General features: G+C 63.9%; 24 protein-coding genes and 1 tRNA gene. 14 read left to right on the forward strand and 11 right to left on the reverse strand.

Going from position 1 to position 23,851, the window contains the following annotated elements:
• Together GC162_18955 and GC162_18960 are read left to right on the forward strand one after the other, a co-directional pair.
• Nucleotides 1-1,102 (forward strand): hypothetical protein (locus GC162_18955; GenBank protein MBI1370723.1); only part of this gene is annotated, 1,102 nt, incomplete at its 5' end.
• Nucleotides 1,095-1,553: a hypothetical protein gene (locus GC162_18960; GenBank protein ID MBI1370724.1), complete on the forward strand. Its 459-nt coding sequence runs from the start codon at nucleotides 1,095-1,097 to the stop codon at nucleotides 1,551-1,553. The genes GC162_18955 and GC162_18960, both read left to right, overlap by 8 nt.
• A 28-nt stretch (nucleotides 1,554-1,581) precedes the next feature.
• On the opposite strand, the gene GC162_18965 is transcribed toward GC162_18960, so the two are convergent.
• The 4 genes from GC162_18965 to GC162_18980 all read right to left on the reverse strand — a co-directional run bounded on the left by GC162_18965 (nucleotide 1,582) and on the right by GC162_18980 (nucleotide 4,647).
• Nucleotides 1,582-2,493: an FRG domain-containing protein gene (locus GC162_18965; GenBank protein ID MBI1370725.1), complete on the reverse strand. Its 912-nt coding sequence runs from the start codon at nucleotides 2,491-2,493 to the stop codon at nucleotides 1,582-1,584.
• 57 nt (nucleotides 2,494-2,550) lie between these two features.
• Nucleotides 2,551-3,402 (reverse strand): hypothetical protein, encoded by an 852-nt coding sequence (locus tag GC162_18970; GenBank protein MBI1370726.1) that lies wholly within the window; start codon nucleotides 3,400-3,402, stop codon nucleotides 2,551-2,553.
• On the reverse strand, nucleotides 3,383-3,931 hold the full coding sequence (locus GC162_18975; protein MBI1370727.1) for a DEAD/DEAH box helicase: 549 nt from the start codon (nucleotides 3,929-3,931) through the stop codon (nucleotides 3,383-3,385). Before GC162_18975 ends, GC162_18970 begins: the two co-directional genes overlap by 20 nt.
• 643 nt (nucleotides 3,932-4,574) lie before the next feature.
• Nucleotides 4,575-4,647: transfer RNA gene (locus GC162_18980), tRNA-Ala, on the reverse strand.
• Between the two features lie 152 nt (nucleotides 4,648-4,799).
• Here GC162_18980 and GC162_18985 point away from each other — a divergent pair.
• From GC162_18985 to GC162_19000, 4 genes are read left to right on the forward strand one after another with little or no spacing between them, the layout of a single operon-like run.
• Nucleotides 4,800-5,342, forward strand: a complete 543-nt coding sequence (locus GC162_18985; protein MBI1370728.1) for a sigma-70 family RNA polymerase sigma factor — start codon at nucleotides 4,800-4,802, stop codon at nucleotides 5,340-5,342.
• Nucleotides 5,339-6,787 carry a hypothetical protein gene (locus GC162_18990; GenBank protein MBI1370729.1) on the forward strand — a complete coding sequence of 483 codons (1,449 nt, stop codon included), beginning with the start codon at nucleotides 5,339-5,341 and terminating at the stop codon, nucleotides 6,785-6,787. Before GC162_18985 ends, GC162_18990 begins: the two co-directional genes overlap by 4 nt.
• Before the next feature lie 18 nt (nucleotides 6,788-6,805).
• Complete coding sequence (locus GC162_18995; protein ID MBI1370730.1) at nucleotides 6,806-8,122, forward strand: hypothetical protein; 1,317 nt, start codon at nucleotides 6,806-6,808, stop codon at nucleotides 8,120-8,122.
• Complete coding sequence (locus tag GC162_19000; protein ID MBI1370731.1) at nucleotides 8,119-8,898, forward strand: prepilin-type N-terminal cleavage/methylation domain-containing protein; 780 nt, start codon at nucleotides 8,119-8,121, stop codon at nucleotides 8,896-8,898. Before GC162_18995 ends, GC162_19000 begins: the two co-directional genes overlap by 4 nt.
• An 11-nt stretch (nucleotides 8,899-8,909) precedes the next feature.
• Here the strand turns inward: GC162_19000 and GC162_19005 are convergent, their stop codons facing one another.
• The 3 genes from GC162_19005 to GC162_19015 all read right to left on the reverse strand — a co-directional run bounded on the left by GC162_19005 (nucleotide 8,910) and on the right by GC162_19015 (nucleotide 11,379).
• Complete coding sequence (locus GC162_19005) at nucleotides 8,910-9,206, reverse strand: hypothetical protein (GenBank protein MBI1370732.1); 297 nt, start codon at nucleotides 9,204-9,206, stop codon at nucleotides 8,910-8,912.
• Nucleotides 9,203-9,811 (reverse strand): sigma-70 family RNA polymerase sigma factor, encoded by a 609-nt coding sequence (locus GC162_19010; GenBank protein MBI1370733.1) that lies wholly within the window; start codon nucleotides 9,809-9,811, stop codon nucleotides 9,203-9,205. Before GC162_19010 ends, GC162_19005 begins: the two co-directional genes overlap by 4 nt.
• A gap of 146 nt (nucleotides 9,812-9,957) precedes the next feature.
• The gene (locus GC162_19015; protein MBI1370734.1) at nucleotides 9,958-11,379 is read right to left on the reverse strand and encodes a hypothetical protein; all 1,422 of its coding nucleotides are present in this window, start codon (nucleotides 11,377-11,379) and stop codon (nucleotides 9,958-9,960) included.
• A gap of 125 nt (nucleotides 11,380-11,504) precedes the next feature.
• Between GC162_19015 and GC162_19020 the strand changes: the two genes are divergently transcribed.
• The 8 genes from GC162_19020 to GC162_19055 all read left to right on the forward strand — a co-directional run bounded on the left by GC162_19020 (nucleotide 11,505) and on the right by GC162_19055 (nucleotide 21,042).
• Nucleotides 11,505-12,386, forward strand: a complete 882-nt coding sequence (locus GC162_19020; GenBank protein ID MBI1370735.1) for a prepilin-type N-terminal cleavage/methylation domain-containing protein — start codon at nucleotides 11,505-11,507, stop codon at nucleotides 12,384-12,386.
• A 100-nt stretch (nucleotides 12,387-12,486) separates the two neighbouring features.
• Nucleotides 12,487-13,071: a hypothetical protein gene (locus tag GC162_19025; GenBank protein MBI1370736.1), complete on the forward strand. Its 585-nt coding sequence runs from the start codon at nucleotides 12,487-12,489 to the stop codon at nucleotides 13,069-13,071.
• Nucleotides 13,068-14,003 (forward strand): prepilin-type N-terminal cleavage/methylation domain-containing protein, encoded by a 936-nt coding sequence (locus GC162_19030; protein ID MBI1370737.1) that lies wholly within the window; start codon nucleotides 13,068-13,070, stop codon nucleotides 14,001-14,003. Before GC162_19025 ends, GC162_19030 begins: the two co-directional genes overlap by 4 nt.
• A 3-nt stretch (nucleotides 14,004-14,006) precedes the next feature.
• The gene (locus tag GC162_19035) at nucleotides 14,007-15,413 is read left to right on the forward strand and encodes a hypothetical protein (GenBank protein ID MBI1370738.1); all 1,407 of its coding nucleotides are present in this window, start codon (nucleotides 14,007-14,009) and stop codon (nucleotides 15,411-15,413) included.
• A 400-nt stretch (nucleotides 15,414-15,813) separates the two neighbouring features.
• Nucleotides 15,814-17,520, forward strand: a complete 1,707-nt coding sequence (locus GC162_19040) for a hypothetical protein (protein MBI1370739.1) — start codon at nucleotides 15,814-15,816, stop codon at nucleotides 17,518-17,520.
• A gap of 20 nt (nucleotides 17,521-17,540) precedes the next feature.
• On the forward strand, nucleotides 17,541-18,764 hold the full coding sequence (locus GC162_19045) for a hypothetical protein (GenBank protein ID MBI1370740.1): 1,224 nt from the start codon (nucleotides 17,541-17,543) through the stop codon (nucleotides 18,762-18,764).
• A gap of 1 nt (nucleotide 18,765) precedes the next feature.
• Entirely contained in the window at nucleotides 18,766-19,143 is a 378-nt protein-coding gene (locus GC162_19050) for a hypothetical protein (protein MBI1370741.1), read from the forward strand.
• A complete protein-coding gene (locus GC162_19055; protein ID MBI1370742.1) occupies nucleotides 19,144-21,042 on the forward strand; it encodes a hypothetical protein in 1,899 nt (632 codons plus the stop codon).
• A 274-nt stretch (nucleotides 21,043-21,316) separates the two neighbouring features.
• Here the strand turns inward: GC162_19055 and GC162_19060 are convergent, their stop codons facing one another.
• The 4 genes from GC162_19060 to GC162_19075 form a co-directional block, all read right to left on the reverse strand.
• A complete protein-coding gene (locus GC162_19060; protein ID MBI1370743.1) occupies nucleotides 21,317-21,700 on the reverse strand; it encodes a hypothetical protein in 384 nt (127 codons plus the stop codon).
• A gap of 8 nt (nucleotides 21,701-21,708) precedes the next feature.
• Nucleotides 21,709-22,140 carry a hypothetical protein gene (locus tag GC162_19065; protein ID MBI1370744.1) on the reverse strand — a complete coding sequence of 144 codons (432 nt, stop codon included), beginning with the start codon at nucleotides 22,138-22,140 and terminating at the stop codon, nucleotides 21,709-21,711.
• Nucleotides 22,141-22,398: 258 nt separating this feature from the next.
• A complete protein-coding gene (locus GC162_19070) occupies nucleotides 22,399-22,626 on the reverse strand; it encodes a hypothetical protein (protein MBI1370745.1) in 228 nt (75 codons plus the stop codon).
• Nucleotides 22,627-22,642: 16 nt separating this feature from the next.
• Nucleotides 22,643-23,518, reverse strand: a complete 876-nt coding sequence (locus GC162_19075; GenBank protein ID MBI1370746.1) for a hypothetical protein — start codon at nucleotides 23,516-23,518, stop codon at nucleotides 22,643-22,645.
• Between the last annotated feature and the right edge of the window lie 333 nt (nucleotides 23,519-23,851).

Below are 23,851 nucleotides of genomic sequence, written 5' to 3' on the forward strand. Positions count from 1 at the left end.
CGAACGCATCCGCGACAAGAAGCAGGCCACGGCACGCCAGGGCAAATACGTCGGCGGCGGCCCGATCCTCGGCCTGGACGTGGTGGACAGGAAGTACGTCGTCAACCGCGAGGAAGCGAAGCTCGTCCGCGCCATCTTCGACCGCTTCGAGAAGCTCGAGTCCTGCCGCAAGGTCGCCGTCGCACTCAATGCCGAGGGCATCCGCACGAAGCTGCGACCGACCAAAAGCGGCAAGTCGCGTGGGGGCAAGCCCTGGAAACAACGGGGTGGTTACGAGCTGCTCACGAATCGCAAGTACATCGGACAGATCGTACACAAGGGCAAGGCCTACCCCGGCGAGCACGAGGCCATCGTGCCGACCGAGCAGTTCGAGCGGGTGCAGGCCCAGCTGCGGGCAAACAAGACCTACACGCACAAGCACCAGGTCAAGCGGTTTGTCCTTCTTCGGCGGATGATCCGCTGCGGGCACTGCGGCAGCCGCGTGCAGCCGAGTTGGACGACGAGGCACGGCCGCGAGTATCGCTACTACGCTTGCACGAAGAAGGTCAAGGAAGGTTATGGCCAGTGCCCGCTGCCGAACCTGCCCGCCGGTCAGATCGAGACGGCGGTGGTCGACCAACTGCGGGCGCTGCTGCGCCACCCCGACGTGATCGCCAGGACGTACCGCGAGATCAGTAAGTCCGGTGGCACCGGGCCAGACAAGGCAACCCTCGACAAGTTGGACGAACTTCGCATGCGCCGCGAGCAGACGCAGAAGTCCATCCGGGCGGTGCTGAACGTCGCCGACCAGGACGATGGCTTCATGGCCGACGAGCTTAAGCGGCTGAATACCGAGTTGAAGTCGCTGGACAAGACCATCCGCGACGCTGAAGCACAGGCCGCGCGAGGCGCGCCCATGGAACTGGACCGCGTTGGCGAGGCGCTCCGGGCCATCGATCCGATTTGGGATGTGCTCCTCCCCGAGGAGCAGCGGCGTATTGCACAGCTCCTGGTCGAAGAAATCACCGTCAGCACCAGTGGCATCGACATCCGCTTCCGCACCAACGGCATCGAGCAAATCGTCGAAGAACTTCAACCGATCGAGGAACGTGCCCATGCATGACGCGACACTCAGCGAGAACCAGCAGAAGGAACGCTACCCCGGCCTGCGCGTCCGCCGCGACGGTGATGCCGTGGTGGTCCACATCCCCATGCGGCTGCGCCGGCGCAACGGACAATGCATGGTCCTAACCGAAGGCGAGGCCGCGCCTGTCTCAGCGGCGCAGCACGTCGAGGACACCAGCGGTGCCAACCACACGCTCGTCGAGGCCATCGCCAAGGGACACCGGTGGCAGGCCCAGGTCGAGTCGGGCGAGTACGCCAGCCTCGAAGACCTGGCACACGCCATGGGCTGCGACCGCACCTACGTTGGCCGTATGTTGCGGCTGACCAGTCTCGCGCCGGACATCATTGAGGCGATCCTGTGTGGCGACGAGCCGGATGGCCTGAGCCTGGAGAAGCTACGGAAGAACCTGCCGGTGCGGTGGGACGAGCAGAGGACACATTGGGTCTAGATGCCCGCGTCTGCATCAAAGTACTACATCACACGACAAGTACACCCTTGGCAAGTCCGCGAAGCACATCCGAATACGATCTCATCCCGTCCGCATCAGGATAGACCTGCTGATGCGTGATTGCCTGTGGCAGTGGACAGATCCTCCTGCCTTGCCCTTCCTTCCTCAAGTCTCGGCGGACCGACTGCTTGTCGATGTGCAGACGGAAGGTCAATCCTATCGGCGGACGTGCGTTAGGCGGGATCGGCCTGGGGGGGCATAGTTTGAATGGGATCGATAGAATGCCCCTCACCTCTTCTGCAAGCAAGCTGCGTTCCCGACCCAATACGCTATCGTTGGCGACTCGATGCGGCTGAGTACTTGGAAGTCGTCCCACGGCGAAGACCCCGTCTTGCGCAGCGATACGTGGGAAGCTGATCCCGCTCGCCACCGGGTCCCACACCTTAACATCGCGCGTCTTCCATTTTCGCCACGGGGTACCCCCCGGAGTTGCGTTGAGGGCAGATGCTTGATCAACAAGAAGTGCAAACAGGCGTCCATCAACAGTGTCGCCGCTCTCCACGGCAAAGAAGATGGCCATCCACGCGTTCTTTGTAAAATCAATTAACCGAGTGGGTATCCCATGGTGCTGTAGATATGCCAGACGTGCTAGTGGCTCACTATACGGGGGATTGGTTAACTCTGTGATCCATTTCATACCGTCATCGAGGATGCGATCTTCGATAGTGTTCAGAAGCTTATCTGTAGGAATCGTCAGCCTGGAAACGTTACGCACCAGCGAGGACGTAAGCCCCCATGTCTGATCCGACTGGCCCCGCCAGAACACCTGAAGATTCCTGCCAGCAGCGTACTGCTCTACCTCCTGCACCGTGTTGAGAACCTCGCTCAACGATGACATGGTCGCTTCATGCACGGCATAGTGCTGGACAGCTTCAATCATTGGCGGCTCCAGTTGGTTGGCGAAATCCCTACATGCAGAAGATTGGAACAACACCGATCATTGCGCGGCTTCCGCATACGTAGGCGTACCGGGTAGTCGACTGAGATCGGTTACCCCCGGTTCTGCAAGCCACCCAATGAATCCCTGTGCAGTTAGCCGGCCTGTAAGCACTCGCATCAAGCCTTCCATAAACACATGATGCTGAACGAGAGTGATTGCTGGCGACGCAGCCGCCTTCTTCTTTGAATGTTCATCAAAATCAGGCTTACCCAGTGTCACGCGCCGAATTCCTGGATCGTAGTCTGCCGCCTTCTGCAATACAGCAAACGCTTCATCCTTCGTAATCAGAGGCGGCTTCTTGGTCACCGTCTTGCATTCGATGAGCAGAATCACCTTGCCGAGTTGAAGAAGAATGTCAGGGACATTCTGCCTCTTACCATCGTCCACTTGCTCAACCGACCAGTTCAGCTCCTCTTTCAGGAGCTCAAGAACGGCCTCCTCATATTCGGTTCCCAAGGCATTGTTGCACCTGGCAACCTTCTCCTCGACGCCGATCTCCTGCGCGAGTTGCTGGTGTACCCGATCATACTTGACAGAGCTAGCGATTACGCTGTCAGATAACGCAGCCACAAGGGAATCCGCTCTCTCTTGGCCGCCCAAGAGCTTAACAAGGCGATCCCATGCCTTCAGGAGAGGCGCATTGCGCATGAAGACCGATGACTCAGGCTTCATTCGGCCAGATGGCCACGGCAAGAAGCGGGCGGGCCGATCACCGATGAACTCTGGACAGGTCAGAGCCCAGTGAATCAATCCGATCTCGTACTTCGGAAAGTCCTTGAGCAGCGGTTCCGAGTTGGTTGCCAGGAGGTCGACGAACTGCTTCGCAGTTTCAGGCAGCAGGCCTGACAACGCAGTGGACTTGCCGCTGACGAAGCAGCGAGCCCAGCGTTTCCACCTCGGCTCCACGCCCGTCCTCGCCCAGGAGCTGCAACTCATCAGCGATCACGAGAGTCTTGGGCACCTTCAACCGGCCCGCCAAGACTAAACCCAGCGCCTTTTCGTAGGTCGAGACGAGAAGACGGCAGCTCACATCACCTTCTTCATGATCACCGGTGCTGATGCCAACGGTGACTGTGCCTTGCCACCGTGCGGATGAGAATCGATCAGAGAAATCAGCATACTTCTGCTCGGCGAGCGCCTTGTGCGATACGAGATACAAGGCATTCAAGTCGCAGGTCATTGCGTTGGCCAGGGCAAGTTCGCCGACCAACGTCTTGCCGGAGGAAGTCGGCGCACAGATCACCGCACTCGTTCCGGTCGGCACGCCTGCCGCCACCGCCTTCTTCTGAATATCCGTCAGAGACTTGATGCCCCATTCTTCGAGGCAAGCCGCCAGGTCTGGAGTCAATCCCAAGTTGGCGTCATCGGCTTTTGCCATCGGTTCTGAGCCTATAAGCAGGTCAAACTCAAGGATGCTCAGGGATCACCCCCGAGTCCATCGACGGCAGCATGCCACTCAAGCCCAATTGCGTCAAGGAATAACCCGCAGCACGAAGGCGTCCAACACGGCCGTCCTCGCCCATTTGCTGGCTCAGTGGATGTGCCGCGACATCTTCTTTGTCACCGGTGACATCGCCCAAGCCTCCTTCGGCCGTCTCCTCCACTCCCGCCGCCGAAGCAGTGCCATTCCAGTGCCAAACGCCTTGTGGTGACAGTCATGTGATGATCATGTGAGCGCTTTTTGGCACTGCAAACGTCACGAGACGGGGGTTGTATCCGGTCGCATGCAGGCAAAGTCGGCGGCAACTCGCACCTATGGTGATTTGGCGTAAGCACCTGTTTTGAAGCGGGTTGTCTCTTACGTGACGGGGTTGGACCCCGTCACGTAAATTAGAGACTTTGAGACGATCTCGGCCCCCGGATGGCGGTTTTCAGGCGCTACCCCGTCACGTGGTTGGCCGGCGCTTGACGGGCGACGGATCGCGAAAACCCTTTGTTTACTGGCCGAAATGCACAAGGCCCGCCGTCATTCGACGGCGGGCCTTGTGCTGGATCGAGACGGGTTGAGCAACCCGTTTGAATGGAGCGGACCGGGATCGAACCGGCAACCCCTAGCTTGCAAAGCTAGTGCTCTCCCAATTGAGCTACCGCCCCGTAGAGGGGGACATTATACCCGCCCCGCGCGGGATTTGCGTCCGTCGCCCCGGCCCCCGGTCTCCGGCCCCGTGCCGACGGACGAAAAAATATTTTGATGGCATGTCCGGATTCGCCCGGCTGGGAGGATCATACTTGTAGCGAGGCAGTGAATGAGTGTTGACCATCCCACCATCGTCCGTGTGCTCCTGCGGGATCGTGCCCGGCTCTTCGCCTACATCTGGGCGATCGTCCGCGATGTGCACATGGCGGAGGACGTGCTTCAGGAAGTCTCGCTGCTGGCGGTCGACAAGTCGGCGACGATCCATGATGAAGCGGCGCTGCCGGCGTGGTTGCGGTCGACGGCCCGGTTCCGGGCGATGCATGCCGTGCAAAACGCCCGGCGGGGGCCCGTCGCGCTCGATGAACATCTGCTGGACATGCTCGACACGCATTGGGCGCAGACCGATCGTGTTTCATCCTTCGACATGCTCGAATCACTGCGGCGGTGTCTGTCCGAGTTGACGCCGCGGGCGCGCGAGATGGTGCGGATGCGCTATGTCGACGCCCTGAGCGGTCAGGCCATTGCGTCCAAATCCGACTGCAAGATCGATTCGGTCTACAAGTCGCTGAGCCGCATCCACCGGGCGCTGGCCGAGTGCATGCAGCGCCACGGCGTCGGACCGGCGACGGATACCGGGGGTTCGCAGTCATGACCGACGCACGCGAAATCACCACGCCTGACGCCGCCGCCGATCGCTTCGCCGAACTGGCGGCACGCTATTTCGACAATCAGCTTGACGACGCGGGGCTTGAGGAGTTCCGGCGGCTCATGGAGACGCCGGCCCACCGCGATCTGTTCGTGAGTCTGTGCATTCAGGCGCGGCTGGTGAATGAGGCCTTCACGCCGCAGCTCAACGATGACGCGGAGATTCGCGAAGTCGTGCCGACCGGGCGATGGCGCCTCGGGCGGGTCGGATGGCTGTCCGTCGCGGCGGCGATCGTGCTGATGGCGAGCGTGCTGATCATCATGCAGCGGAGCGCCTCGCGCGATGAATCGAGCCAACCGGTCAAGGCCGGCGCGATGGCGATGATCACGGACCTGAGCGAAGCGCAGTGGGACCAGAAGCAGGGGGCGGTGACGCTCGGGGCGGATCTTCCGCGCGGCCCGCTGAATCTTCTGGCCGGGCGGGCCCAGATCATGATGCACAGCGGCGCGGTCGTTGACATGATCGGCCCGTGCAGTTTCGAACTGACCAGCGAGAATCGCGGCCTGCTGCATTCGGGCCGCATCACCGCGCATGTGCCGACCCGGGCTCACGGATTCACCGTCGATGCCCCCGACCTGCGCGTCGTCGACCTCGGCACCGAGTTCGGCATCATCGCCGACAAGGGCCGCCCCACGCAGGTGCATGTGTTCCTCGGCCGCGTGATGGTCGATTTTCTGAATACCGCGTCCGTCGAGCCGCTGCCCGTGCAGCTTGTCGCTCATCAGTCGTTGACATTTGACGCCGATCACCGCGATGTGCGGATGGCGCCGGCGGCGCCGTGGCGATTCGTCACGCATTGGCGGCCCGTTACGCCGCGGACGATGGCGACGGCCGACGGTTCATCGCTGACATTCGTCGCCGCACAGGTCGACCGGTCCGACACGCCGCTGGCCGACGGGTGCAACACGTTCCCGGCGCTCGGCGACGATCGATTCGTGCTTCCGGCGGGCGCTCCGCCGTTCGAGTCGAATGCGATGTGGAACTATCGCGAAGACTTCGGTCAGATGGGGGACCTGATGCCGGGCGTGCTGCATGGATGGAGCAAGACGGGGACGCTGATGCAGTTGACCACGCGCCAGCCCGTCGCGGCGGGGCGCTACGAGGTCTATGTCGTGTACATGCACCGGGTGGCCGACGCGAACGTCGACGACCCCGGCGGCGTGTCGGCGGCGCTCGACGGGCACCCGCTGATGCCGTTCGATCAACGCAACGGCCGGCTGATCGCGCAGGTCGGCGATTGGGCCTGGTTCGCGGGACGGTTGGGCGAAGTCGAAGGAGATGAACTGCTCATCGACGTCGGCCGCTCGCACTCAGGCAAGGGCGATCGCACGGTCTATGCCGGGTTGGCGTACCGCGCGATCGAGAATGAGAACACGCAACCCACTCAATGAAGCAAGGAGATGAGACCCATGCTCAAGTACACACTGACGATGCTGCTGGCCCTGGCGATTGCGCCCGTGACGTTCGCGTCGCTGACGTCGACCATTGATCCGGTCGGCGGCGAACAGGACGGCGTCGAGGTCGATCCGGAGACGGTCCTCACGGCGGGCACGATGAAACTCAAGGATTTTCAGGCGTACATCAACGCCATCAACAGCACCGCCGATGCGGGCGTGTTCGACATGAACGGCACCGGCGGCGGCGCGGCCGTCACCGAGGCGGGCACGACCTTCTCCGTGCTTTCGACCGCCACGGTCCGCACCAATCGCACCGATCAGCCGGCCGTACTCGCCACCAGCGAGACGCATCACGGGTTTCAGGAAAGCGACGCTACATGGACCTTCACCGCGCCGGCCAATCGCCGCGTGACGCACTTCGGCCTCGTCGCCATCGACTGGGTCAATGCCGATACAGGCATGACCCTGACGGCGCACTTTTCCGATGGGTCGACGGCTGTTCGGACTTTCGATGATGCGCCGTCGAATCAGGACGCCTGGCTCGGATTCGTCGCGCCCGATTTCGAATCGATCACCAGCGTGAGCGTCGATGTCGAAGACGGCGGCAACTGGACCGCCTTCGATGACATGGCCTTCGTCATGCAGCCCAAGTCCGCCACCACGTGGGTCTACAACCAGAACGCCCGCATCGGCGCCGGCGGCACCGCGGTCAGCACCGATGGATGGACCGGCTCGGATCTGACCAACTGGGTGACAACGAACTACCCCGGCGGTCAGTACCTCCGCAACGCCAACGACGGCGACGACACCATCACGCGCACCAACGACAGCGAATTCTCCTACGCCATTCCCGACATCGCCCAGGAAGTCTCCTTCGCCTTCGACGCCCGCGTCATCGGCAACAACGGCAGCGCCGCGTTCTTTCAGACCGGGCTCGTCGACGGCACTTCGCTCAAGCTCGGCGTCGGCGTCGATTTCAGCAATTCCAACAAGTACTTCATCATCACTTCCGACGGCGTGCGACATAACAGCGGCGTGAACGTCGCGATCGGCGACATCGTCCAGCAGTTCCAGCTTGTCATCGACACGCTCGCTCTCGCCGGTCACGGGTCCGGTACGCTCTATGTCGACGGCGTCGCGGTCCTCTCCGGGATCGACATGGGGCTCAACACGTTCAACCTCAGCGATCTTGACGGCCTGTACATGCGATCCTCCAATCGCTTCACCGGTCCCGGCACGTTCGTCATCACCGCCGCGATCCCCGCGCCCGCCGCGCTGCCGGCGGGGTTGGCGATGATGGGATTGATCATGGTGCGTCGCCGCAAATGAAACCCCTCGCGCTTCATCACGATTTCCATGTCCCGCTGAGGCGGGGTGACTTCAGTCACCCCGCCGCGCCAAACGCATGGCGCGCCTTCACCTTGATCGAACTGCTCGTCGTCGTGAGCATCATCGCGCTGCTGATTTCGATTCTTCTGCCGGCGATGAGCCGGGCGCGCGAGATCGCCAGGCGCACGGTGTGTCTGTCCAACGAGCATCAGATCGCCGTCGGCGCCGTCTCCGCCGCCACGGATCGCAGCGGCAAATTCCTTCCCTGCCGGCAGAACGTCGGCGGCAACGACTGGTACGTGCAGTTGATTTTGAATGACGACGCATGGAAGCCGTACAAATCCTACGGGATCGATGAGGACAACTGGGCCTGCCCCGGGCGCGAGACCAAACCGTCCATCGGCATCAGCGCCGTCGATGGCAAGTCGGTGATGAGCATCGGCTACGCCTATCTCGGGGGGATCACGACGTGGATCGACCATGCGAGCGTGGCGCATCCGGGCCGCAGTCCCGTCAATCTCAGCACGATGAAGTCGGACTGGGTGCTCATCGTCGATCGGATGCACCGCATGAACGGCTTGTGGCTCGATCCGGGCTGGGGGCCGTCGTCGCACGCCCTCAATGACAAGGGCGTGCCCGAAGGGGGCAACCACATGTACGCCGACGGGTCCGGGCGGTGGATCGACTTCAAGGAGACGCTGCGGCTGCACACCTGGTGGCCGGTCATCCGCGAGCTTTACTGGTATCAGAATGACATCGGCACGTTTCCGCGCTGACGTCTAAGAAGTCACTTCTTCCCGTCCTGATCGCAACCGCATCCGCCCGTTTCGCCCTTGCCTTGTTTGCACGCCTTGATGATCGCCTGCACGAGCGCTTCGGGCATATGGCAGCACGGCTCGGGCTTCTCGGTGCTGTCTTTCAACGCCGCCCGGCTCACCTCGATCGTCCGGCGGTACTCGTTGACGTAGTCCATGCACGGCGGACAGAGCTTCAAATGCGTCTCAAACGACTTTCTCTGCTCCTCCGGCAATTCGCCGTCGAGATAGTCGATGAGGAAATCGATGCATTTCTGACAATTGATCACGCCATGCCTCCCAGAACGTTTTCCTCCAACAGGGTGCGCAGCGCCTGTCGGGCGCGATGGAGGCGGACCTTGAGCGCGCCGGTGGTGATGCCCAGCCGGCCCGCCGCTTCTTCGGTGCTCACTTCCTCGATGTCGCGCATGAGCAGCACTTCGCGGTACTGCTCGGGCAGATTGGCGATCTGCTCGTGCACCTGCCGCATCAGTTCATCCTTCTGCACCACATCCTCCGCCGTGATGTCCCATGTCGGCCCCACGTCGATGCGGTGCCCGTTGTCCTGGAATTTCGGCAGCAGGTCCTCGATCGAGCGCTCGTGAATGTTCCGCTTCTTGCGGAGCTTCATCAGCGCGTTGTTGACCGCGATCTGGTGGAGCCATGTGCTCAGCTTCGACTGCCCGGCGAATCCGTCGATGTTGCGGAAGGCGGCGACGAAGGTGTCCTGCAGCACGTCCGCGGCGTCGTCGGCGTTGTGTACGATGCGCTGAATCACCGCCAGCAGGCGACCGCCGTGCTGACGGATCATGTGGTCATAAGCCGCATCGTCGCCGGCGCGCAGCCCCTCCAGCAGACGCGCCTCATCGGAATAACTGACACTGCTCTGACTCATCTGCCAATACCGTATCCGGCGGCTCGGGAATAAGCAAAGGCCCATATCTTTCATGCCCCCAAGGGACCAATTCAGCGTCCGCGCGATCGGGCATCGTGTGCTCATACCCCTCCGATGATCGGGCGGCGCCGGTGGTTACAGTTGTGTTAATCGGCCCGCGCTTGCCGGGCCCGCATGCGCAAAAGTACGGCCAGGGGGATCAACAGCGCCAGCGTGCCCGGCTCGGGAATCGGCGATGTCGCCGCGGTGAGCGATGCGGTCGTCGCCCAGGGCGCTTCAAGCCCGAAATGCGCCGCCAGCAGGACCAGGTCGCTGATGTCCGTCACGCCGTCGTGGTTGAAATCGCCGCCGGTCCATGTGGTGTGGTCCGTGTCGAAGAACCGGGCGAGAAGGACCAGGTCGCTGATGTCGACGACGCCGTCGTTGTTGGCGTCGCCGGCGAAGGGCGGGTCGATCACATGGTCGAACGACGGATTGAGATCGAGGCGCAGGTCCCAGTGGGCCGGATCGGTCAGATCGAGCACGACATTTTCGAATGCACCGGGTTCGCCGGAGAGCAGGGCGTCGAGGTAGCCGGTGGTCAGTGCGTTGAACCCGAGGATGCCCGCCACGTCGAGGCCTTCGATGTCGATGACGGCGACGTCGATATCGTGATAGACGAGATTGACGCCCTCGGCGGTGGGGAGCGTGATCGAATCGACATGAACGACCGGCAGCGTCGTTTCCCCGCCCACGCCGCCGACGGGCATCTGATCGATCGCGTCCGTATCGGGATCGATGCCCAGCGACAGGGCGGTGGCCCGGCTGATGAGCGTCGTCGACGCGCCGGAGTCGAGCAGGAACCGGCCGGACGTCGCCAGCGCGCCGAAGCCCGTCGTCACACCCGGCACCAACGGCAGATTCGCCAGCACCGGCAACGGATCGTCCGGCTGCTGCTGACCCGACGCCTCCGTCGCAAATTGATCGAGGTGAATGTGGTAACTGTGCGCGGTCGGAGCGGGAGCGGTCGCGGCGAACGTCGCATCGATCAGATCGAAGTTCACCATCGGCGTCAGGTCCCAGTTCATCACGCGGCCGACCATCGCCGGCATGCCCACGATCCCCGCAAGGTCCGAAAGATCCTCGTTCGGCGACCCGGTCACGCGCACGCCGGTGAGAAAATTGCTCGCCCCTCCGTTGGGCCCGAAGTATTCGAGGTTGTACGGAATGGTCACGTCGTAGAGCACCGTGCCGCCGATGCCCGTCTGCGCGTACTGCACGACCGAACTATCCGCACGGTGCTCGAGCTGATACAGATTCGGGTCCACCTCGAAGTTGTCATCGAGATAGCCGAACGCCGCCAGCAGCACCGAGTCGGCCCCGGTGTCGAGCGCCGCGGTGTTGGAGAACGGTCCGGGTCCGACGATGACGCCCGGATTCGCCGGGTCGCGCAGTCCGAACGTGACGCGCGGCTGGTCCAGCGCGATGCCGTCCATCACCCCCAGATCGATCCGCGGCTCGGCGAACGCCGGCGCGCCGCTGAGAACGATCAGCATCGCGAACGCATGACGAAAACGGGCTCGTTGCATGTGGCGGGCTCCCTGATTCCCAACGTGATCGTACCACACAAGCAAGCCCGCCCCAAGCTTTTTTCGCTTCAGAACATCCCTATCACGCCCGGGATGGGCATGCGTGCAATTAATACCCGTTTTTGATGGGCTTCACGGATGTGCGGTACAAGGTGTCGGACGCGGCCGGTGTGTTGCCGGACGCGCGTCAGTCACCGGGTCATTCGTGGAGGTCCAAGACCATGTCCCCCAAACGTCGTCAACAGGGTTTCACCCTCATCGAACTTGTGGCCGTCGTCGCCACGCTCGTGATCCTCGCGGGTCTGGTGCTGCCGAAGCTGGACCTGTTCCAGCTCAAGGCCAACAAGGGCGTCGCCGCGTCGAACATGCACGGCATCTCGCGCTTCATTCAGCAGTACCGCATTCAGCACAACCTCTACCCCGACAACTGGGACTCGCTCGTGACCGAGACCGGTTCGGCGCTCTGGGCCCCCGGCGACACCACGCCCGGCCTTGACCCGCAGCTCACCGGCGGCCCGCCCACCGGCAGCCCCACCAAGCTCGCCACCACCACCCTCACCGAAGACGCCACCACCCATCAGGTCCGCTCCCTGACCCGCATGGGCATCACGACCGTGCTCGACGTCGCCGGCGACGGCTCGACCTACGACAGCGCCCCCGGCAATGCCTTCACGGTCTCCCGCGCTCTGGCCGACGGCGCCACGGTCGCCACGATCAACGCCGCCGACGAAGACGGCCAGGCGATCATCGCGCATCTGTATCCCGCCACCGGCGTCGTCCCCGCCGACAAGACGCTCGTCGTCTTCGGACTCGGGCCGCTCAATCAGGCCATCGGCTCGGTCCTCAACGAAACCCCGACCTATTCCAACACCGACCCGACGCACTACTACAACCGTCACCTGGCGATCTTCGAGGTCGACAACGGCGGCGGCCGCGCTCAGCTTGTCGCCATCGTCGGCGGCGACGCGGATCGTATGGACGAAGAAATCGGCGAGTATTACGAGTAATCCGCCGACGGATTGACAGATCGACATTTCGGAAGGCGCGGGTCAACGCCCGCGCTCTTCCCTTGCGCGGACCGAATCATGTGATATATTTGAGGCCGGATTGAAAAAACGTACGAAGGCATTTTCGCTTGTCGAGATGGTCATGGTGATCGCCGCGCTGGTGATCCTCGCGGCGCTGGTGTTGCCGCTGACGACGTCCATCCTCGATGATTCGCATACGACGTCGACGCGTTCGACGCTCGTGGCGGTGCGCGGTGCGATCGTGGGCGACGGTCGGGGCGGATACATGCGCGAAGTGGGCGGGCTGCCGACGACTCTGGCGGATCTGTTCGAATTGCCTCCGGGCGTGGCGAGTTACGATCGGTACTCCCATCGCGGATGGAACGGGCCTTATCTCGTTCCGCAAGGTTTCGTCTACAAGATCGACGCCGCACACGGTTTCACCGACGACTACGGCGCCGACGGCGATCCGGCGGTGGTTGACGCCTGGCAACATCCCATGATCCTGCAATATCCCAACGTCGCCCTAAACAACGATCAGCGGCGGCAATATGCACGCCTCATCAGCGCCGGCCCCGACGGCGTCATCAACACGCCGGCGGACGTGCTCAATCCGAGCGCGGCCGAACGGGGTGACGATCTGGTCATGTTCCTGCTGCGATCCGATGACGGGGGGACGCCATGACGCGTACGGCCCGCGCCTTTACGCTGCTTGAACTGGTGCTCGTGCTGGCCGTGCTCGCGGTGTTGTCGCTCATTGCCGTGCGGAGCGTCGACGGCCTCGGCGATCAGACGGCATTCGACGCGACGCGCAGCACCATGACGAACATCGAAGACGCCGTGCTCGGACCGCCGTCGTTGCGCGATGCGGACGGCACCGCTTTGAGCGCCGGATTCGTGGCGGACCTGGGGCGACTGCCGCTGGCGGTCGGGTCGGACCCGTCGACGCAACTTGCGGAACTGTGGTCCAATCCGCGCGGGCTCTTGACCTTCGCCATCCGCACCGCGCCGTCCGATGCGACCGTGACGATCGGCACAGGCCATCGCGGCGATTATCTGCGGCTTGCCATCGGTCGTAGCGAACTCGTTGACGGATGGGCGCGCCCGTTCGATCTGCTCAAGGCCGACGGAGTCACGCCGGTCGACCCCGATGAACCAATCGAAGCCCTGCGCGATCGCGGAGCCGATGGGCTCGTCGACGTCGGCGCCTCGGATGATTACGACACGGACCTTACGCTGGGGCTGGCCGCGGACGCGCCCGGCGGGGCGTCGCGCTTTAGCGGCACGCTCAGCGGGCAGGTGTACGCGATCGACGCCAACGGTCAGCTTGTCGTGCCCGACTCGGCAAGCGGCAACATCGTGGTGATTCTCTTTTCGCCCGACCCGGCGACCGGCGGCGTCAAGGAGACGGCTCAGACCATCACCGCGCCGTTCACGGCGGCGTCGTTCACATTGACCGATGTGACCATCGGCCCGCGCGTGCTGCGGGCGTATCAGGGGGCGGGCATCGATGGTGCGAACCTGCCCGCCGCGGTGACAAACAGCACGCGATCGAGCATTGTGACCCGGCTTGTGATGCGAGCGGGCGGAATGACCAAGGACCTTGTTTTACGGTGAAACATGGCGCTTAAGGCCCATCTGACATTGCTGGCGGTGTGCGGGAACCGCATCGCGCGCGCCGACTTCGGGTCGGGGCTGGAAGTACGCGGCATGTGGCAGCAGACGCGACCGGCTCACGCGCTGCCGCACGAGTCGGTCGCGGCGGCGCTATCGCTGGGGCGGAGCTGCGGAGCGAAGGTGATCGTGCTCAGCGATGATGTGTGGACGCAGAGCGTCGAACTGCCCGCCAGCGCCGTGGCGGGACTAAGTGAAGCGGAGATGCGCCAGGCGCTGGGATTCGAGGCGGAGGCGATGAGCGGGATCGCGGCGGATCGAGCGGCGATCGCGCTGACGCCCATCGACGCCCCGGCGGGATCGATCGGCTACTGGGTCACGCAGGCGCCCGAAGAAATGCTCGCCGAGATGACGCAGATTATCCGCCGTCGCGGCGGGCGGCTCGTCAGCGTGGCGCACCCCGGCGGGCTGCCGATGCCGCTTGGCGAGGTCCAAGCGGGACGATCGTGGCGGCGCATCGAGGTGCTGGATCGGACGACGCTGTGCATCGCCCGCCGCGGCGATGCGCCCGTTCAGCTTCGCATCATTCACAGCGACGCCATGAGCCCCAACTGGCTCGCGTCGATTCAGCAGTGGCGCGACGCCACGCCCGCCGACGGGGAGCAATGGCTCAGCGCCATCGAACATTCGCTTTCCGATCGCGGACCCGTCGCCGAGTTGACGGAGCAGACGCTCGCCCAATGGATGCGTCACTGGGCTCAGCGGCTTGTCCTCGCGCAGCCGGGCGCGCCGGTCGTACACCCGCCGCCGCAGATCGTGCCCATGTCACGCTGGCTCTTCCGCGCCGCGGCGATGTTCCTCGTCGTCTTCGCCGCCGGCGCGGTGCACCATCACTGGCTCAAATCGCAAGTCGATGCCGCCGAGCGGCAGCTCAAGGCGGCGCAGCAGCCGCGCCGCGAACTGGATGAACTCGACAAGAAGATCGCCGCCCTCCGCAAGGACATCACCAAAACCCGACAGCAGAACACGATCGAGCAGACGCGCCGGCGTGTGACGCGCGAGCCGGCGCGCCAGCCGGACCGATTGCTCGCGCTGTTGGAGCAGGCGCGTCGGGCCGCGCCGCAGGCGCTTTACATCGAGAAACTTGCCGGCAACCCCGACGGCGCCGTGGCGCTCCAAGGCGTGTCGCTCGACGCCGTTTCCGCAGATGTGCTCGCCAAGTCGCTCGCCGAGCAGCTTGCGGCGACCGGCTGGCGGATTCACCCGGCGGACAAGGACGCGGTGATGGGGGCCGACGGCTCGGCGGTCTGGAAGTTCAGCGTGATGGCTGAACCCGGCGCGCCGGCTCTCAACCCGGTGGCCCAGTCGCCGGCACCGCCCGATTCGACGCTCGCCCGGGAGGATCAACCGTGAACCGACCGCTGTCGCATCGTGAACGCTGGATCATCGCCGCGGCGCCGGCGCTCCTGTTGGCGCTGGTGTACGTCATGCTCATCGCTCGCCCGACCCTGTCGCGACTCGCCGACCATCGCGCCGCCATCGCCAAGGCGCAGCAGGACCGCGTCGACCCGGTGCTGCTTGGCGAACGCCGCGAAGATTACGCCGCGCTCGAGAAGGAGCTGCGGCAGCAGAAGCAGATCGCGCGCAGTCTGGAAGTCAATCCGACGACCGCGCCCGCCGCCGTGCCGTCGACGTCGATGCATGCGGTCACGGCTTCGGACATCGCCCTGCGGATGCAGCGGCAGGGCATGCAGATTCTCAGCACGCAGATGGGCGCCGCCGCGACGAATGCGACCGCCGGCAAGTCGTCGTTATGGCGCGTCGAATATCTGGCGACTTTCACGCAGACGATCGAACTGCTGCGCGAACTGAAGCGGGCCGAACTCGCGGGCATCCCGGCGTCGATCGCGATGGAGCCGATCGCCGGTCAGCCCGCCGTGCGGAAATGGACCTTGTGGATCGAGCTATGAGAGGAGAAACATTGATGAGCACCGCTTCAAAAAACAGATTGGATATGCGACGCGTCCGCATCGATCCGGGCATCGCCATGCGCATTCCGTCCCATCTGGCGCTGCGACGCCGCGTGCTGCCGCTCTCGGCTTCGAAAGAGTGCGTGTACATCGCCTGTGCGCAGTTGCCCGAACCGTCGACGGTCGAAGCGCTGGAGCGATTCACCGGCCTGAAGGTCGCGCCGCAGCTTGCCGACGAAGCGTCGCTCGATGAGGCGATCCGGCTGATCTACGCCGAATCGCAATCCGGCCCACGGTCCGCCGGATTCGCCGCGACTTCGCCGTCGGCTCGCATGCGCTCGATCGACGTGGCGGCGACGAGCGCGGAGATGGACCCGCAGGAAGTGGTCACGCTCACTTCCGAACTGCTCTACGCCGCGGCGATTCAGGACGCCTCCGACATTCACCTGGACCCGACGCGGCAGGGCCTGCGCATCCGCCTCCGCATCGACGGCCAACTCGAAGACTACCGCACGATCCCCATCTCGTGGCACAGCCCGATCATCAGCCGGCTCAAAGTGCTCTCGGGTATGGACATCGCCGAGAAGCGCGCCCCGCAGGACGGCGGATTCGCGCATCGCATCGGCGGGGGACTTTCCGCCCGCACCATCGACATCCGCTCCGCCACATTGCCCACGCGCCATGGCGAACGCATGACCCTCCGCCTGCTCGGCCTCAAGACCGACGCGCTGACGCTCAACAATCTCGGCATGTCGGCGGTGCACATGAGCTGCGTCCGACAGATGCTCGCCCAGCCGTCGGGGCTCGTCCTGCTGACCGGCCCGACCGGCTCCGGCAAGACGACGACGCTCTACGCCATGATCCGACAGCTCATCGCGCACGAGTCGCTCAACGTGCTGACCATCGAAGACCCCGTCGAATACGAGATCGACGGCGTGTCGCAGGTCGAAGTCGACGGGCGCGACAAGGTGAGCTTCGCCAAGGCGCTCCGCAGCGCGCTGCGTCATGATCCGGACGTACTGATGATCGGCGAAGTGCGCGATGCGGAGAGCTTGGACATCGCGCTCAAGGCGTCGCTGACCGGGCACCTGGTGCTTTCGACATTACATACCAACAGCGCCGCCAGCGTCGTGACGCGCATGCGCGACATGGGCGCGGCCGACTATCTGATCGCGGCGACGTTGCGGCTCTGTGTGGCGCAGCGACTGGTGCGGCGGCTGTGCATGGAGCCGGGCTGCCGCAAGACGCGCCCGCTCATGCATCACGAAGCCGTCGCGCTGGGCGATGCAGCTCTCGCCGGTCGCGAAGTCGCCGAGCCCGGCGGCTGCGTCTACTGCGCCCATCGCGGATATCACGGGCGCCTGGGCCTCTTCGAGATGCTGCGCATCAACGCCGTGCTCGTCGATCTGATCTCCCGCGGGGCGGACGAGAACGAACTGTTCCGCAATCGCACCGCCGAGTATCCGCCGCTCGCCGCCGACGCCGCCGCCAAGGTGCTCGCCGGCCTCGTCGCACCGGGCGAGGCGATTCAGGCCATCGAAACCTTCTGACGAGATCGAAAAACGACCGCATGCCCACGTTCGAATTCACAGCCCGATCCGCCAATGGCGCCCCGCACCGCGGGCTTCAGGAAGCCGGCTCCACCGCCGAACTGATCGCCGAGCTGCGCTCGCGCGGGTGGATCGTGCTGGGCGTGCAGATGACGCGCGACACGGTCAGCAAGGTCGACGGCCTGCGGCGGACCTTCTCGCTACGTCCCAACCCGTCGCGCTTCGAACTGGAGATCGCGCTACAGCAGCTTTCGACGATGCTGCGCAGCGGGTTGCCCCTGCTGACCGCGCTGGGCGCCATCGCCGAGCATGCCCCGCGCCGGCCGCTCGCTTATTTCTGGCGCGGCGTGCGCGAGCGCATCGAGCAGGGGGCCACGCTCGCCGACGCCCTCACCGCCCAATACCCCCGTATCGCCCCGGTGATCACGCACCTTGTCCGCGTCGGCGAAGCGACCGGTACGCTCGACATCGTTCTCGAACGCGCCGCCGAACATCTCGAAGGTTCGCGCCAGCTTCGCACGACGCTCCTGTCCGCGCTGGCGTATCCGTCGTTCGTGCTCGTCGCGGCGCTCGTCGTGGCGGGATTCATGGTCTTCAGCGTCATTCCGAAACTGCAGAAGTTCATCGCCGGCTACGGTCGCCGCCTTCCGGCGATCAGTCAGGCGCTGCTCGATGTGTCGGGCTGGCTTCAGGTGCACGGCACGGCCGTCGCCGTCGCGCTGCTCGTCTTCGTGCTGCTGTGCGTGATCGGGTTCCGCCTGCGGCGCGTGCGCGACAGGACCGACCGCGTCGCGCTGCGCCTGCCGATTCTCGGACAGGTATTGCGCGTGGCGGATACCGCGGCCGTGGCGTCGTCGATGAACCTGCTCGTGCGCAGCGGGCTCACGGTCGTCGATGCGCTCAAGATCGTGCAGCCGCTTGTCGTCTCGCACGCCGCGCAGGCCCGCCTCGGGCGCGCCCGCGCGGCGGTGATTCAGGGCGGGTCGCTCGCCGGCGCGCTGACCGGGGGGCGAGAGTTCACGCCGATGCTCGCCAGTCTTGTCACCATCGGCGAGCTGGCCGGCAACCTCGACGGCGTGCTGGCCGAGGTCGCCCGGTTCCACAAGCTTCAGCTCGCCGCCATCGTCCGGCGGTTCAGCACATGGTTCGAGCCGCTCGTCGTGCTCGTCGTCGGCGGCGTGGTCGGGTTCGTGTACATCGCCTTTTTCGCGGCGCTCTTTTCGATCGCCGGTGGAGCTCGCTGATATGAAATACATTCTGCTCGTTCTCACCATGCTCGTCGCCGGCCAGACCGCCGACATACCCGCCGCCAAGCCCGACGCCGAACCGCGCGATCCGACCGTGCCCAGTGCCGCGCTTCAGGCGCAGCTTCAGACGGCGGCGCAGACCCTCAAGCCGCCGACGACGCCCACCATCACGCTCCGCGCCCTCGTCGCCGTCAAAGGCCGCGCCCCGACCGCCCTCATCGAAATCGACGGCGGGGCGCTGGCGACCGTCGTCTCCGATCAGCAGCTTGCCGTCACCGCCGCCGGGACCGCGCTGCGTCTGCGCATCGTTTCCGTCACGCCCGAGCAGGTCGAAATCGAAATGACCGACCTGCACCGCACGATCGTCCTCCGCTGAATGTCCGCCCGCGATTGGAGCCATTCAATGTCTAAGCAACTGGTGTGGATCATGACGCTCGCGGCTCTTGTGACGCCGACCTTCGCTCGCGCCGCCGATGCGCCGGCGCCGGAGATGAATCCGATCGTCGAACGCGTCGACTTCCGCGAGGTGGCGATCGGCGATGCGCTGCGCCTGCTCAGCGCGCAGACCGGCATGAACATCGTCGCATCGAGCGAAGCGTCGAAGGTGAAAATATCGCTGTTTCTTCAGAATGTCGGTGCGCAGGCGGTCGTGGACGAAATCTGCCGGGCGAACGGCTTGTGGTACCGCCGCGATCCGGATTCGCATGTCACGCGCGTGGTGACGCTCAAGGAATTTCAGCAGGACCTGACGAGCTTCCGCGAGCAGCGCACGCAGGTGTTCACGCTGCTGTACCCCAATGCGATTCAGGCCGCCCTGGCGATCCGCGATCTGTACGGCGACCGCGTGCAGTTCACGATCGGACAAGAGGACCTGCGCGATGAGAGCCGCGATCTGCGCGAGCGATTCAATCGCTTTGACATCATCGATCAGCGCAGTCAGGGCCTGGGCCTCACCGACACGACCGGCTCGAGCTACAACAATTCCAACTTCGCCCGCTACGGCTCCAACAGCTCGATCTATGACAACAGTTCCGCCGACAGTCGCTACGGACTTTACAGCCGTTCGTCGCGGCGGGGCATGAGCGATGACGGCTACGCCGACCAGCGCAATCTGACGCCCGATCAGGCGGCGGCGATCAGTCGGCAGATGGAGCGGAATCCGCAGGAAAACCCGGCTCAGGCCGCGGGAGTGTATCGCTCGACGCCCGCGTCGATCTTCGTGACCGTCCTTCGCCGCAACAACATGCTCGTCGTCCGCACCAGCGATGACAAGACCATGGAGGAGATCGGCACGCTCATCAAGAAGCTCGACGTGCCGACGCCGCTCGTGCTGCTGGAAGTCAAAGTGCTCGGCATCGAGCTGGGCAACGGATTCGACTCCGCCTTCGAGTATCAGTTCAGCGACGGGTCCACCTCCGCCGGCGGATTTTCCAGCGGGAACATTCAGCCGCCCGTGTCCGATCTGCTCTCGGGCACCGCCCGCCGCGGTGCGTCCGTCGCGCCCGGCGGGTCGGGCATCGACACCAATTCGCTCGTGTTCCAGTACGTGAACAATTCCTTCCGCGCGCGCTTGCAGCTTCTGGAAAGCGAGAACCGCGTCACCCAACTCGCCACCCCGCTGATCCTCACCGCCAACAACGAAGTCTCCCGCCTCTTCGTCGGCGAGGAACGCCCGATCGTCCGCAACATCTCCAGCCAGACCATCATCAATAACAACAACACCACGACGACGCCCACGACGCAGATCGACTTCCGCCCCGTCGGCAATACGCTGCTCATCACCCCGAGCATCAACGCCGACCGCACCGTGACCCTGCGCGTCCTTCAGGAAAACTCCTCCATCAACGCCGGCGGCGCCTCGATCCCGATCGTCTCCACCAATGGCAATGTCACCGATCAGCCCGTCGACGTCGTCTCCAGCCGCACCGTCAGCGGGACCGTCGTCGCCAAGGACCGCCTCGCCGTCGCCATCGGCGGGCTCATCGAAGAGGAAGTCTCCGACGTGCAGAGCAAAGTCCCGCTCCTGGGCGATCTGCCCCTCGCCGGCATCCTCTTCCGCCGCCAGGAAACCAAGCGTTCCAAGCGCGAGTTGATCGTGGTGATCCGCCCCTACGTGGTCAACACCCCCGCCGAGGCGCAGGCCATCAGCGAAGAGCTTCTCAAGAACCTCTCATCGCACCCCAAAGCCACCGACCTCGGCGGCGACATGGGCGTGTACAAACAAAGCGAAGTGTTGCAGCCGGATGACAAAACGCTGCCGGGGAAGAAGGACTAGCGCCGCCCGACGCTTGATCAATCTCCGCTCCGCGCACGCTCGCGCACGTTCCCGTCAACGCGCCGCACCGGCCCGATGCCCATAAATCCCGCCCCATTCCGCACCTCCCGCGCGCACTGGCGGGCCCATGCGCACCGCCGGGGAAACCCCGGCACGCCCGCTGTGCGATCAAATCAGGACTTACAAGAACGCGTGCGCGCGCCGGAGGTAAATTTGCCTCTCCCGTGCGCGAATTACGACGCGGTTGTGCGAACTTTGACGAATTTACGGTTACTCATTTCCCGAAGTTGTTCGCGCTCCGAATCGCTCCATCATGCGTGGATTCGTTCGACCGCCCATGTCGATCGGCGACGCAGCGGATCAGATCGGCGATGGTGGCGAGCTTCAATACGTCTTCGAGAGCGATAGCCGGACTGGGCAGGTGATTGAGATTGAGGGCCAGGCGTTCGAATTGGAGCCCGTCGCAATGGCGACCCGTCGTCAGGGCGCGGTAAATCTTCATCGGTTCGTCGTCGAGCCGGAGTCGATAGCGATCGCTTTCGGCGATGTCGAACGCTTGGCAAAACGACTCAAGCGCGAGGTCACGCATGGCGACGGAGACGCCCGCGAGATTGAGCGACTCGGGTTCTGGATTGCGATCGGAAAGCATGTGTTGCATTGCCGTCATCATCGGTTCTGCCGTGCAATGATGTCGGCCAAAAGTTTTTGGAATGCCGCATCGATGGCCACATGCTGTGCCGGCCTGTCGCCGGACTGCATCGTGACGACAAATTGCCTCAGGTCATCGTCGGTCGAGTTTCGCACGAAGTCGTGCATCGCGGGTCGATTGGAAGCGAGAGTATAGATGGGCGGCGCCGAGCGACATGCATACTTTCGGCCCATCACGTCGTCGGTTGTGCAGTACATGAACCGCCACGACGGCGTCCACGCGATGCCACTTTCCCGAAGTCGGGTTTCGAGCGGCGAGACTTCGATTTGCGGGCCTGTGCTCAGAAAGCCCAGCCAGGTCGTTTGTCGTCGCATCGAACCCGTCACCGGATCGATCTCCACCTGTACTTCACGCAGGGGCAGGAAGATCAGCGCCGCGGCGATCATCATGATGGCGACGATCGTAATGCGTCGCCAAGTCCATCGGAAGACCAGGCGCTTCGGCCGCGGCGGGTCCGCTGAATTCGAGGTGGATGAGATATGCGGGTTCACTTTGCGCCCCCGTTCAGGGAACTCGATCCATCGAGACGATCACTTCGTGCGAACGAGTCATTGAATTGTGTGTCGCGAATCGGCGCGGGTCAAATGATCAAGAGAGCGAAACAGGAAGACCCCGACCCGACACGGGTCGGCTATGTGGGAGGAGGGTCAGGCGGGTTTGCCGAAGAGTTGGTCGCGGAGTTGTTTTGCGCGGGTGAGGGCTTCGGGGGAGAGGGTCAGGGTGAGACTGCGGTCGTGGGGGTCGGAGATGAGGCCGCGCTGGTGGAGGCGAGACAGGGCGTCGGCGTCGAAGCCCTTCCATGCCTTGTTGCCCGAGAGGCCGAGCGTGAGCAGGGCGAGGACGGCGTCGTCGATCTTGTCGGTGTCGAGTGGCATGAAACGTGATCCAGTTTCAGAACAGCTTCAATTCCGTCAGCGCCTTGCTCACGATTTCGCCCAACTTGGCGTGGCCGGCGGTGGTCGGGTGGACTTTGTCATCGTTGAACTGCGAATCGTCGAACGCGCCATTGGGCAGGAGGAACGGCGTATAGGTATCGACGTAGATGACATTCTTTCGGGCGGCGGCGAGCTTTTTGAGTTCGTCGTTGAGCAGGGGGATGCGGGCGTTGACCTTCTTGAGGTACGCGGCGAGGTCGGGCTTGGGGGCTTTTTCGCCGGTGGGGATGCCGTGCGGGAGGAGCGCCATGATGAGGATCGGCGTGTCGGGGTTCGCCTGCTGAGCCATGTCGAGCAGCATGTTGTAATTGCTGACGACATTGGCGACGGAGGCGTCGGCGGTGATGTCGTTGGAACCGATCTCCATGACGATCGCTTTGGGGTGCAGGTCGAGCACATCCTCCTTGAATCGGAAGAGCAGGCCGCGCGTCACGTCGCCGCCGATCCCGCGGTTGGCGACGGGCTTGCCGGGGAAGTCGTGTTCGAGTTTCCATCCGCCGATGATCGAATCGCCGGTGAAGACGATCTTGCCCTGATCTTTTTCGCGGGCGGCCCAGAAGCGTTTGCGATCGCCGGGCATCCAGCCGTCAAAGTAACGGATCGGTCCCTTGCCCGGCCACGCCGCGTCGTTCTTCGGATCCGGATAAGGCGTCGGCCCATCGGCTTTGGCGGGGCGGGCGCTCAAATGCAGAGCGGAGAGGATCAGGATGATTGTGCCGAACAGGCGAAGTACGGATAGGCGGGTCGACCGTTGATGCATTTTCAGGCCCTCGCTGACGGGGTGAGATCGGGAGCGGCAGCCACCGGGCGCGATGCGACGGCAGCGGGACATATCGAGTGCGATGCAAATATGATAAGGCAGAACGACTTCGATTAGAACCGGAACCGGCGACGATGATCGCGCAATAGTTGACTCGCGATGCAAATGACAAAAGCCCACCCCAAAGGGTGGGCTTCGATCAGTCGGGGCGACAGGCGCTGATGGTAAACCCCACCCGCAGGGCGGGGTGGTGCTGGCGTTTGCGTGGGGGCCGGGCGGCTTGGTGGATATCGGGTAGCACGCCGGCCATCAATCCGCGATCTGAGGACGGGGTCTTTCCCTTCGAACGGGACGCATTCGGCATTATCGAGCCGTCCCCCAGAATCGTCTGACGGACTCATGTGC

Source organism: Planctomycetota bacterium (assembly GCA_016125255.1).
Taxonomy (GTDB): Bacteria; Planctomycetota; Phycisphaerae; order Phycisphaerales; family Zrk34; genus RI-421.

Coding starts and splice junctions, on each gene's coding strand:
- GC162_18960 (MBI1370724.1), top strand. CDS start 1,095: ATGCATGACGCGACACTCAGCGAGAACCAGCAGAAGGAACGCTACCCC.
- GC162_18965 (MBI1370725.1), bottom strand. CDS start 2,493: ATGATTGAAGCTGTCCAGCACTATGCCGTGCATGAAGCGACCATGTCA.
- GC162_18975 (MBI1370727.1), bottom strand. CDS start 3,931: ATGGCAAAAGCCGATGACGCCAACTTGGGATTGACTCCAGACCTGGCG.
- GC162_18985 (MBI1370728.1), top strand. CDS start 4,800: ATGAGTGTTGACCATCCCACCATCGTCCGTGTGCTCCTGCGGGATCGT.
- GC162_18990 (MBI1370729.1), top strand. CDS start 5,339: ATGACCGACGCACGCGAAATCACCACGCCTGACGCCGCCGCCGATCGC.
- GC162_18995 (MBI1370730.1), top strand. CDS start 6,806: ATGCTCAAGTACACACTGACGATGCTGCTGGCCCTGGCGATTGCGCCC.
- GC162_19000 (MBI1370731.1), top strand. CDS start 8,119: ATGAAACCCCTCGCGCTTCATCACGATTTCCATGTCCCGCTGAGGCGG.
- GC162_19010 (MBI1370733.1), bottom strand. CDS start 9,811: ATGAGTCAGAGCAGTGTCAGTTATTCCGATGAGGCGCGTCTGCTGGAG.
- GC162_19015 (MBI1370734.1), bottom strand. CDS start 11,379: ATGCAACGAGCCCGTTTTCGTCATGCGTTCGCGATGCTGATCGTTCTC.
- GC162_19020 (MBI1370735.1), top strand. CDS start 11,505: ATGGGCTTCACGGATGTGCGGTACAAGGTGTCGGACGCGGCCGGTGTG.
- GC162_19030 (MBI1370737.1), top strand. CDS start 13,068: ATGACGCGTACGGCCCGCGCCTTTACGCTGCTTGAACTGGTGCTCGTG.
- GC162_19035 (MBI1370738.1), top strand. CDS start 14,007: ATGGCGCTTAAGGCCCATCTGACATTGCTGGCGGTGTGCGGGAACCGC.
- GC162_19040 (MBI1370739.1), top strand. CDS start 15,814: ATGGCGCGTCGAATATCTGGCGACTTTCACGCAGACGATCGAACTGCT.
- GC162_19045 (MBI1370740.1), top strand. CDS start 17,541: ATGCCCACGTTCGAATTCACAGCCCGATCCGCCAATGGCGCCCCGCAC.
- GC162_19050 (MBI1370741.1), top strand. CDS start 18,766: ATGAAATACATTCTGCTCGTTCTCACCATGCTCGTCGCCGGCCAGACC.
- GC162_19055 (MBI1370742.1), top strand. CDS start 19,144: ATGTCCGCCCGCGATTGGAGCCATTCAATGTCTAAGCAACTGGTGTGG.
- GC162_19060 (MBI1370743.1), bottom strand. CDS start 21,700: ATGCAACACATGCTTTCCGATCGCAATCCAGAACCCGAGTCGCTCAAT.
- GC162_19065 (MBI1370744.1), bottom strand. CDS start 22,140: ATGATGATCGCCGCGGCGCTGATCTTCCTGCCCCTGCGTGAAGTACAG.
- GC162_19070 (MBI1370745.1), bottom strand. CDS start 22,626: ATGCCACTCGACACCGACAAGATCGACGACGCCGTCCTCGCCCTGCTC.
- GC162_19075 (MBI1370746.1), bottom strand. CDS start 23,518: ATGTCCCGCTGCCGTCGCATCGCGCCCGGTGGCTGCCGCTCCCGATCT.